The sequence below is a fragment of the Homoserinimonas sp. genome, from assembly GCF_056262345.1.
On the sequence record NZ_JBACFR010000025.1, the window covers coordinates 1 to 8,237 of the forward strand.

9 protein-coding genes are annotated in these 8,237 nt (G+C 63.6%); 2 read left to right on the forward strand and 7 right to left on the reverse strand.

Going from position 1 to position 8,237, the window contains the following annotated elements:
* Positions 1–114: 114 nt before the first annotated feature.
* From AC062T_RS01165 to msrA, 6 genes are all read right to left on the reverse strand, one after another.
* Positions 115–573 (reverse strand): acyl-CoA thioesterase, encoded by a 459-nt coding sequence (locus AC062T_RS01165; RefSeq protein WP_476026618.1) that lies wholly within the window; start codon positions 571–573, stop codon positions 115–117.
* A gap of 7 nt (positions 574–580) precedes the next feature.
* A complete protein-coding gene (gene ettA, locus AC062T_RS01170; RefSeq protein WP_476026620.1) occupies positions 581–2,263 on the reverse strand; it encodes an energy-dependent translational throttle protein EttA in 1,683 nt (560 codons plus the stop codon).
* Positions 2,264–2,380: 117 nt separating this feature from the next.
* The gene (locus tag AC062T_RS01175; protein ID WP_476026622.1) at positions 2,381–2,857 is read right to left on the reverse strand and encodes a DUF6993 domain-containing protein; all 477 of its coding nucleotides are present in this window, start codon (positions 2,855–2,857) and stop codon (positions 2,381–2,383) included.
* Positions 2,858–3,021: 164 nt separating this feature from the next.
* Positions 3,022–3,564 carry a single-stranded DNA-binding protein gene (locus AC062T_RS01180; protein WP_476026624.1) on the reverse strand — a complete coding sequence of 181 codons (543 nt, stop codon included), beginning with the start codon at positions 3,562–3,564 and terminating at the stop codon, positions 3,022–3,024.
* A gap of 148 nt (positions 3,565–3,712) precedes the next feature.
* Positions 3,713–3,925, reverse strand: a complete 213-nt coding sequence (locus AC062T_RS01185) for a methyltransferase (protein WP_476026626.1) — start codon at positions 3,923–3,925, stop codon at positions 3,713–3,715.
* A gap of 112 nt (positions 3,926–4,037) precedes the next feature.
* On the reverse strand, positions 4,038–4,565 hold the full coding sequence (gene msrA, locus AC062T_RS01190) for a peptide-methionine (S)-S-oxide reductase MsrA (protein WP_476026628.1): 528 nt from the start codon (positions 4,563–4,565) through the stop codon (positions 4,038–4,040).
* A 114-nt stretch (positions 4,566–4,679) separates the two neighbouring features.
* Here msrA and AC062T_RS01195 point away from each other — a divergent pair, with 114 nt between their 5' ends.
* On the forward strand, positions 4,680–5,639 hold the full coding sequence (locus tag AC062T_RS01195; protein WP_476026630.1) for a DMT family transporter: 960 nt from the start codon (positions 4,680–4,682) through the stop codon (positions 5,637–5,639).
* A gap of 37 nt (positions 5,640–5,676) precedes the next feature.
* Entirely contained in the window at positions 5,677–6,609 is a 933-nt protein-coding gene (locus AC062T_RS01200) for a hypothetical protein (protein WP_476026632.1), read from the forward strand.
* Here AC062T_RS01200 and AC062T_RS01205 read toward each other — a convergent pair.
* Positions 6,606–8,039, reverse strand: a complete 1,434-nt coding sequence (locus AC062T_RS01205; RefSeq protein WP_476026634.1) for a dihydrolipoyl dehydrogenase family protein — start codon at positions 8,037–8,039, stop codon at positions 6,606–6,608. The two genes, AC062T_RS01200 and AC062T_RS01205, sit on opposite strands and share 4 nt — an antisense overlap.
* Positions 8,040–8,237 lie beyond the last annotated feature (198 nt).

The window sequence follows — 8,237 nt, forward strand, 5'->3', positions numbered from 1 at the left end:
TCTTTTCGGCTGGTTCTAACCAAAAAATCCACAAGGGGCGCCGATCTTCTTGCGAAGACCGGCCCCCATTGTCGTAAAGACTCCAGCACCAGGGTGCTGGAGAGAGGCCGCTTGTTACGGTCGTGACACGAACGCGACTGGTTCACCCAGGTACGGGCTCCAGGCATCCTTCTCATGCTGCGTCATGCGTCGGGGGCGGTAGTCCTCGCTCTCGACAAACACCATCGTGCTCGACGCCCGCGCGCACACGACGGTGGGGTCGGCCGCGAAGACTTCATAGCCGATCGTCGCCCGAGCACCACTGAGACCCGAGAACCACATCTGCACGTCGAGAGGTGTTCTCTGGTACGCGATGGGGCGCAGATATTCGATCCGGTGCCCCGAAATGAGGCTGAGCGATGTGCCCGCCGAATCAAATACTGCGCTCGGCATGCGCTCCTCCGCCGGATCATCCGGGGCCCAAAAGGCGCGCACGCGCGCCTCTTCGAGCACCCTAAAGATCTCGACGTTGTTGACATGGCTATAGGCGTCGAGGTCGCCCCAGCGCAGATGAACGGGAACGTGAATGCGCAAAGGGCTCCTAGTCGCGCGTCAGCTTGCGGTAGGTGGCACGGCTGGGCTTGGCAGCATCCGGGCCGAGGCGCTCGATCTTGTTCTCCTCGTACGACTCGAAGTTGCCCTCGAACCAGTGCCAGTACGACGGGTTGGCCTCAGTGCCTTCGAAGGCGAGGATATGCGTTGCGATGCGGTCGAGGAACCACCGGTCGTGGGTGATGACCACGGCGCAACCGGGGAACTCGAGCAGCGCATTCTCAAGGCTCGACAGGGTTTCGATGTCGAGGTCGTTAGTGGGCTCATCGAGAAGCAGCAGGTTGCCGCCCTGCTTGAGCGTGAGCGCGAGATTCAAGCGGTTGCGCTCACCACCCGACAGCACGCCGGCCTTCTTCTGCTGGTCTGGCCCCTTGAAGCCGAACTGCGAGACATAGGCGCGCGAAGGGATCTCCGTCTTGCCGACCTGGATGAAGTCGTGGCCGCCCGAAACAACTTCCCAGAGGGTCTTGTTCGGGTCGATGCCGCCACGCGACTGGTCGACGTAGGAGACCTGCACCGTCTCGCCGATCTTAAGCTCGCCAGCGTCGAGGGGCTCGAGGCCGACGATCGTCTTGAACAGCGTGGTCTTTCCCACACCGTTCGGGCCGATGATGCCGACGATGCCGTTGCGGGGAAGGGTGAAGGAGAGGCCGTCGATGAGAATGCGTTCGCCGAAGCCCTTCTTGAGGTTCTTGGCCTCAATGACCTGCGATCCGAGACGCGGCCCCACGGGGATCACGATCTCCTCGAAGTCCAACTTGCGGGTCTTCTCAGCCTCCGCAGCCATCTCCTCGTATCGGGCAAGACGCGCCTTCGACTTGGTCTGGCGGCCCTTCGCGTTGCTCCGAACCCAATCGAGCTCCTCGGCCAAACGCTTGGCCATCTTCTGGTCTTTCTTGCCCTGGATGTTCAGGCGCTCGGCCTTCTTCTCCAGGTACGTGGAGTAGTTGCCCTCGTACGGGTAGAGGCGCCCACGGTCGACCTCGGCAATCCACTCGGCCACGTGGTCGAGGAAGTACCGGTCGTGAGTGACGGCAATGACGGCACCGTGGTACTGAGCGAGGTGCTGCTCAAGCCACAGCACGCTCTCGGCGTCGAGGTGGTTAGTCGGCTCATCGAGAAGCAGAAGGTCGGGCTTCTGCAAGAGGAGCTTGCAGAGCGCAACGCGGCGCTTTTCACCACCGGAGAGGTGCGCGATCTGGGAGTCGGACGGCGGGCAACGGAGAGCATCCATCGCTTGCTCAAGCTGGGAGTCGAGGTCCCACGCGTCGGCCGCATCGATGGCCTCCTGAAGGGTGCCCATTTCGGCGAGAAGCTTGTCGAAGTCCGCGTCGGGCTCCGCCATCTCAGCGGAGATCTCGTTGAAGCGGTCGACCTTGGTCTTGATCTCGCCGAGACCCTCCTGCACGTTCTCGAGCACTGTCTTCGTCTCGTCGAGAATGGGCTCCTGCATCAGGATGCCGACGGAGAATCCGGGCGTGAGCTTTGCCTCGCCGTTGCTCGGGGTGTCGAGGCCCGCCATGATCTTGAGAATCGTGGACTTTCCGGCGCCGTTCGGGCCGAGCATTCCGATCTTCGCCCCTGGCAGGAATGCCATGGTGACGTCATCGAGAATCAGCTTGTCGCCGACCGCCTTGCGGGCGCGGACCATCGAGTAAATGTATTCGGCCACTCTTTTTCCTAAACTTTTCGTATGCCCGGCAAGCCCTGGCTTATCGCGAAGGATGACACATCGCTCGCATCATCGAGGATACCGGCAACTCTGGGGGCTCGCCGGGAGCCGGGACCTTTACCAGTCGATCGGGCGGGTTGCGCCGACCAAACACGTGCCCGTGGCGAGAACGGGCATGAGCGAACTGGAGTATTCGCCGCCCCATTGGCCGATGAGGCACCCGTCGGCAAGGCGAACGGCCACCGTGATGGCATCCGTCGCATTCCCCAGGGGGGTCGTGTCCGGGGTGATCTCGAGCTGGTCCTTAGTCCACCCGGCGTGAACAAGAACAGCGACTACCGAAACTCCATCCGCGGCGCCACCCTCTACAAAGTGCTTGCCTAAGACGTAGTCGAAGTAGTCGCGGTTCTCCCTTGCGCCGCCTCCAGGAACAAACTCCGGTTTCTTCGCTGGGATTTCGGTGCTCTCTGACGGCACGCCGGGAACCGAGGATGACGCGGGCTTCTCGACGGGTGCCGTGCACCCGACCAGAGCGAGAGCGAGAGCCGTCGCAATCGCCGCGACTGCCACCGTCGAGCGCCCGCTCGGTGTCATTCGCACCAGATGTGACCGCACGTGGCTCCCTACGCCGCACGGGGCTAAACCTGCCCGTGATCGAGACGATTCTAGAAGGCTCAACCGCTCGTGGGCTCCGCTGGAAGCCGGGCGCACACTCTCCGTCTCTCGATCGGGCCACAGGCTCAGAACGGCAGCGGGTCTCAGAAGGGCAGCGCGTCGGCATCCGCCCTATCACTCGACTCCTGCCCCGGCGTGGCCCATCCAGAGGCGGTGCCGTTGGGTTCTGGAGCACGCTCCCTCGCCTCGGCGTCGGACGATGCCCCGACTCCGGCGTCACTGGCGAGCAGCGCCGCGTTCGCTTCGACGTCTGCGGGCACCGAAACGACAACCGAGTTGCGACTGAACTGCGCGACTCCCCACGTGAGGTCATGCCCGAGAGAATCGGCCTCAATCTCAACCGTGAGACCTTTGCGATCTTCGCTGGTCCACTCACGCAATCGAATGCGCCCGGCAACGAGCACCCGCTGCCCTTTTGCCAGAGACTGCGCAGCGTTTGATGCGAGCCTGCGGAACGCCGTCACCGTGTACCAGTTGGTGTCGCCATCAACCCAGGACTGCTTTGCGCGGTCGTACCGCCGCTGGGTTGAAGCCAGCCTAAAGCTCGTTATGGATAGTCCCTCGGCCGTTGTCACAACTTTGGGGTGGGTGGCCACAAGGCCGCTGAGTGAAATTGTGTCTGTCATGCGGCCCAGTCTCGACTCCCCTGGGCTGGCGTCTAGCGGCGGCTAGCGCAGCCGGGGATGCGACGAGATGCACGGGGCTGGGGAGGAGGTGCAGTCACGCTGCCGGAACTTCAGTGCTCCCGAAAAACGTCAGTGCTCTCGAAAAACGTCAGTGCTCCCGAAACTCGGGCCAGGGCGACCCGGGAAGGAGGGCTGCGTGGAGGGCGCTCTTGGCGATATCGAGCGTCGGATAGATGCCTCTGTAGTCGGCATCGTTGAGTAGGCGAAAGGTATAGCCGCCCTCGGCGGAATGAACAGATCCAACGGCTCCAGCCGGGCCAAATGCGACCCAGGTTTTGCCTGTCAGTGTGACATCGCTCACGATTGCCCCTTTTCTCGCGGTGCCTCGACCCTACGACTCCGTCCCGGGAGTGGCGCGGATTTCAGCGCACTCCCAGCGAGAACGGCGGAAAACCTGGCCATACGCTACGAAGCTACGAGGCGAGCACGTACTCCGAGAAGCTCTTGCGCACCTTGTTCACCTTGGGCAGGGCCACGGCCATGCAGTACCCCTGGCCGGGGTTCTTGGCGAAGAAGTCCTGGTGGTATTCCTCGGCGACAAAGTACTCCCCGAGTGGAACGATCTCGGTGACCACCCCGCCACCCCAGATCTCGGATGCGCGCTCGCGAGCCTCCTCAAAGAGCTCGCGCTGGGCCTCGTTCTGATAGAACATCGCGGAGCGGTATTGGGTGCCAACGTCGTTGCCCTGTCGGTTGAGTTGCCGGGGGTCGTGCAACGTGAAGAACACGTCCAGGATTACCTGCGCGGGAATCACGGCGGGGTCAAACGTTACGGCGACCGCTTCGGCGTGCCCTGTCGTACCCGTGCATACCGCCTCATAGCTGGGGTTGGGCACGCTGCCACCCGTATAGCCAGATACGACGGAACTCACACCCTTGAGCGTTCTGTACACGGCATCCAGGCACCAAAAGCACCCTCCTGCGACGACGAAAGTCTCCATGGGGTCACCCTACATTTCACGTTAGACACGGGCTCACTTTGGTAGCGGCCTCACGGGAGGAGAACCCCGGCGGCCCTACTGTTATTCCGTGATTGATGTGGACAACTAACCGCGATGGGCTACCTCTACGCTCTGCTCGCCGCTGTGCTGTTCGGCGTCAATGGCAGCGTGACCCGGGTCGTGATCGAAGCCGGGCTCACCCCTGCGCAGCTCACCCTGGTTAGAGTCGCCACAACCGCGGTGATCGCCGCAGCATTTTTGCTCATGCGTGACCGTGCCGCCTTTAAGATTTCACTCCGCCAGGTGCTCATTCTGGCCCTCCTCGGTGTGACCGGAGTCGCCCTCCTCCAGTTCACGTATGCGACAGCGATCAGTCTGCTGCCCGTGGGAATCACCCTCCTCATTGAATACACCGCAGTGCTCATGGTGGCGGTGATCGCGTGGGCCTTCTTTAAAGAGAAGGTGCGAGCGCGACTCTGGATCGCCATCGCGCTCGTGCTCGCCGGTCTCACCGTCGTCGCCAGAGTGTGGGATAGCGAGCTCAACGCCGTGGGGGTGGCCTTCGCCTTCGCCGCAGCGCTGTCGCTGACGATCTACTTCTTGGGAGGCGAGCGCGAAGTCGCCAAGTCCTCCCCCATGGCTGTCGCCTTCTGGACGATGACGTTCGCCACACTTTTTTGGCTCCTGTTTAGCGAGTGGTGGACAATCGACCCGGGGCTGTTCACAACCCCCGTTTCTCTGCAGGGCAACCTTGACTCCGTGATGGTGCCGGTGTGGGTTCCGCTGCTGTGGAACATGCTTCTCGGGTCTTTCGCTCCCTTCTTCTTCTCCCTGCTCGCGCTGAGATACCTGAGCGCGACGGCAGCGGGCATCGTTGCGACAGCGGAGGTCATTTTCGCTTTCTTCTTTGCGTGGGCGTGGCTCGGTGAGGGCCTCGACACGGTGCAGACCATAGGTGCTGGGCTCGTGCTGCTGGGTGTTGTTATCGCACAAACCGCGCGGCAGAACAAAGTGATCGACGCCGACCTGGCTATCCCCGATGCCGCCCCGCCTTCCGCGACACGCAGCCGGTAGACCGGTACGTTCGCCCCGTGGACGTTAGGCTCTGCCCATGCAATGGTGGAATGACACGATCGACTGGATCACTTCAACCGATGGGCGCGAGGTCATTACGACCGCCGTTATCCCCTTCGTAGCGATCATCGTGGCCGGACTCATCGCCGCCCTCATCGGCAGGTCGACCTCCCGCCGCACGATCGCCCTGATCGACCGGGAGCACCGCACGACCGCGGTGACCGCAATCATCAGCGCAGCGCGCCGAGCAGCCAAGTGGAACACGCTGTCGTTGCCCGAGCAGCAGCACGCCGAGCACCTCTTTCATGAGGCCGACACGAGCATCCGTCTGCTGCCCCTTGCCGGCAGTGCGATGGCAGCAGACTGGGCCGCCCATGAGATCGACGAGATGAAGAAGAACTCGGTCTCCTTTAGCTTTCAGGCCGACCAGTCACTCATTGATTTTCGTGACCGCCTTGTCGAATGGCAGGGACGCCCGAGCCGCGCCAAGAAGCTGTTCAAGAGCGACCTCGAAACCTGGGCATACGAGTCGAGCCTTGCGGACAAGGATCTCGTAGCGAAGCAGCAGGAGTGGGCCAAGAACCAGGTCGAGGACGCGCTGCCCGCAACGTTCACGCCGGTTGCGCCTGCGGCAGCACCCGCCGCGACGCTGACTGCCCCTGCGCCCGCAACCGCACCGGCCACGGCGCCGGCCGACGAACCGGCCACCGCATCCGCACCGTGGCCTTCGCGCGACTCCGCCGCCTGGCCCGCTTCATCGACCGCAGATGCGACCACCGCCGACGTGCCCGAGCCATCACAGAAGGCAATCCCTGCCCAAGCCGCCCCGGAGGTGCCCAAGTTTGTGGTGCCGTCCGTTCGTCCACTGTCGGTGGATGAGGGAAACACTCCCACGTCGGACGATGCGGCTGCAGCCCCGGTCTCGGCCGGAACTGTTCGCCAGCGCATCAATCCCGAGACCACCTACTAGGTCGACTGCGCAGAATCTCGCCCGTATCCCTCCAGCAGACGAAGCCACACCTCGCTCATAGTGGGAAACGCGGGGACAGCGTGCCACAACCTACTGAGCGGCACCTCGCCCACGATCGCGGTCGTGGCGGCGTGCAATAGTTCGGCAACATCGGCGCCGACGAACGTGGCGCCCACGATCACTGATCGCTCTCGATCGACGACCATCCGGGCCGCCCCCTCGTAGTGGTCTTGGCGCAGGCTAGCGCCAGATACTGCCCCCAGGTCGTAGTCGATCACGTCAACCGGGAGACCGGCTGCGCGCGCTGTGTGAGCGGTGAGCCCAACGGACGCGACCTCGGGATCTGTGAACGTAACCTGCGGTACCGCAACGTGGTCAGCCGTTGCCACATGTCTGCCCCACGGCGCATCGTCGATCGCGGTGCCCGCCGCCCGTGCGGCGATCACATCCCCTGCCGCCCTGGCTTGGTACTTGCCCTGGTGGGTAAGCAGGGCTCTGTGGGTAACGTCTCCGACGGCGTAGAGCCAATGATTGCCCTGCACCCGCATGGTGTCGTCGGTGGCGATCCACTCGCCGGGGGTCAACCCCACCGTCTCCAAGCCGATATCTGATGTCCGGGGCTCCCGCCCTGTTGCCACCAGCAGCTCTTCCGCATCAATGGAGCGACCGTCCACGAGCGTCACCGTCGCGGTGTCGCCCTCGCGCTTCACGGAGTGGGTCTCGGCATTCTCGTGAATGACCACTCCCATCGCGCGGAGCGAATCGGCCACTCGATCCCCCGCGAAGGGTTCCATCGCGGTCAGGATCCCGCCCCGGGCAAGCATCGTTACTTCGGTGCCGAAGCCCGCATACGCCGTTGCCATCTCGGCCGCGACAACACCGCCGCCGATGATCACCAGGCTCGTGGGGGCCGTCGGCGCACTCGTCGCCTCGCGACTGGTCCACGGCTGTGCTTCTGCCAGGCCTGCTATGCGGGGAACCGCGGCACGAGACCCTGTGGCTACAACCACTGCGTGCCTGGCGCGGAGCTTGCGCGCACCCCCATCACCGAGGGCGACGGTCACCTCACGCTCCCCGCTCAACCTTCCCGCCCCCCTGATGAGGTCGATTCCTGCGCTTTCTAGCCACTCGACCTGCCCCGCATCCGCCCACTCGGACGCAAAGAAATCTCTGCGCTCAAAGACGGCGTCGACGTCGAGAGGGCCAGTGACGGCATCCGCCGCACCCTTCACCCTCTGGGCAGCGCGCATCGCCTGCGCCGGCCTCAGCAGAGCTTTCGAGGGCACGCACGCCCAGTACGAGCATTCGCCGCCCACAAGCTCGGGTTCCACGATGACGGCGGTCAGGCCGCCCTGCACCGCTCTATCGGCAGCGTTTTCGCCGGCAACCCCAGCACCAAGAACAATCACGTCGTACTCTGCGGTGGTCATCTGCGCTCCTCACCCTGTGGGGCGCTGGATGGAGCCCCTACGCAGTGCTTACCACTGCACGCGGAGAGCGGGTGCAGGGAAAGGGGTGGCCAGCAGGAGCATGCGGGCGGGCACCGACATCGTGTCGTGAATGGAGTGCCCCCGGCAGGATTCGAACCTGCGACCAAGAGATTAGAAGGCTCCTGCTCTATCCCCTGA

What these genes read in the sequence shown, in the direction of transcription:
- AC062T_RS01175 (WP_476026622.1), bottom strand. Translation starts at nt 2,857, where the DNA reads ATGACACCGAGCGGGCGCTCGACGGTGGCAGTCGCGGCGATTGCGACG.
- AC062T_RS01180 (WP_476026624.1), bottom strand. Translation starts at nt 3,564, where the DNA reads ATGACAGACACAATTTCACTCAGCGGCCTTGTGGCCACCCACCCCAAA.
- msrA (WP_476026628.1), bottom strand. Translation starts at nt 4,565, where the DNA reads ATGGAGACTTTCGTCGTCGCAGGAGGGTGCTTTTGGTGCCTGGATGCC.
- AC062T_RS01195 (WP_476026630.1), top strand. Translation starts at nt 4,680, where the DNA reads ATGGGCTACCTCTACGCTCTGCTCGCCGCTGTGCTGTTCGGCGTCAAT.
- AC062T_RS01200 (WP_476026632.1), top strand. Translation starts at nt 5,677, where the DNA reads ATGCAATGGTGGAATGACACGATCGACTGGATCACTTCAACCGATGGG.
- AC062T_RS01205 (WP_476026634.1), bottom strand. Translation starts at nt 8,039, where the DNA reads ATGACCACCGCAGAGTACGACGTGATTGTTCTTGGTGCTGGGGTTGCC.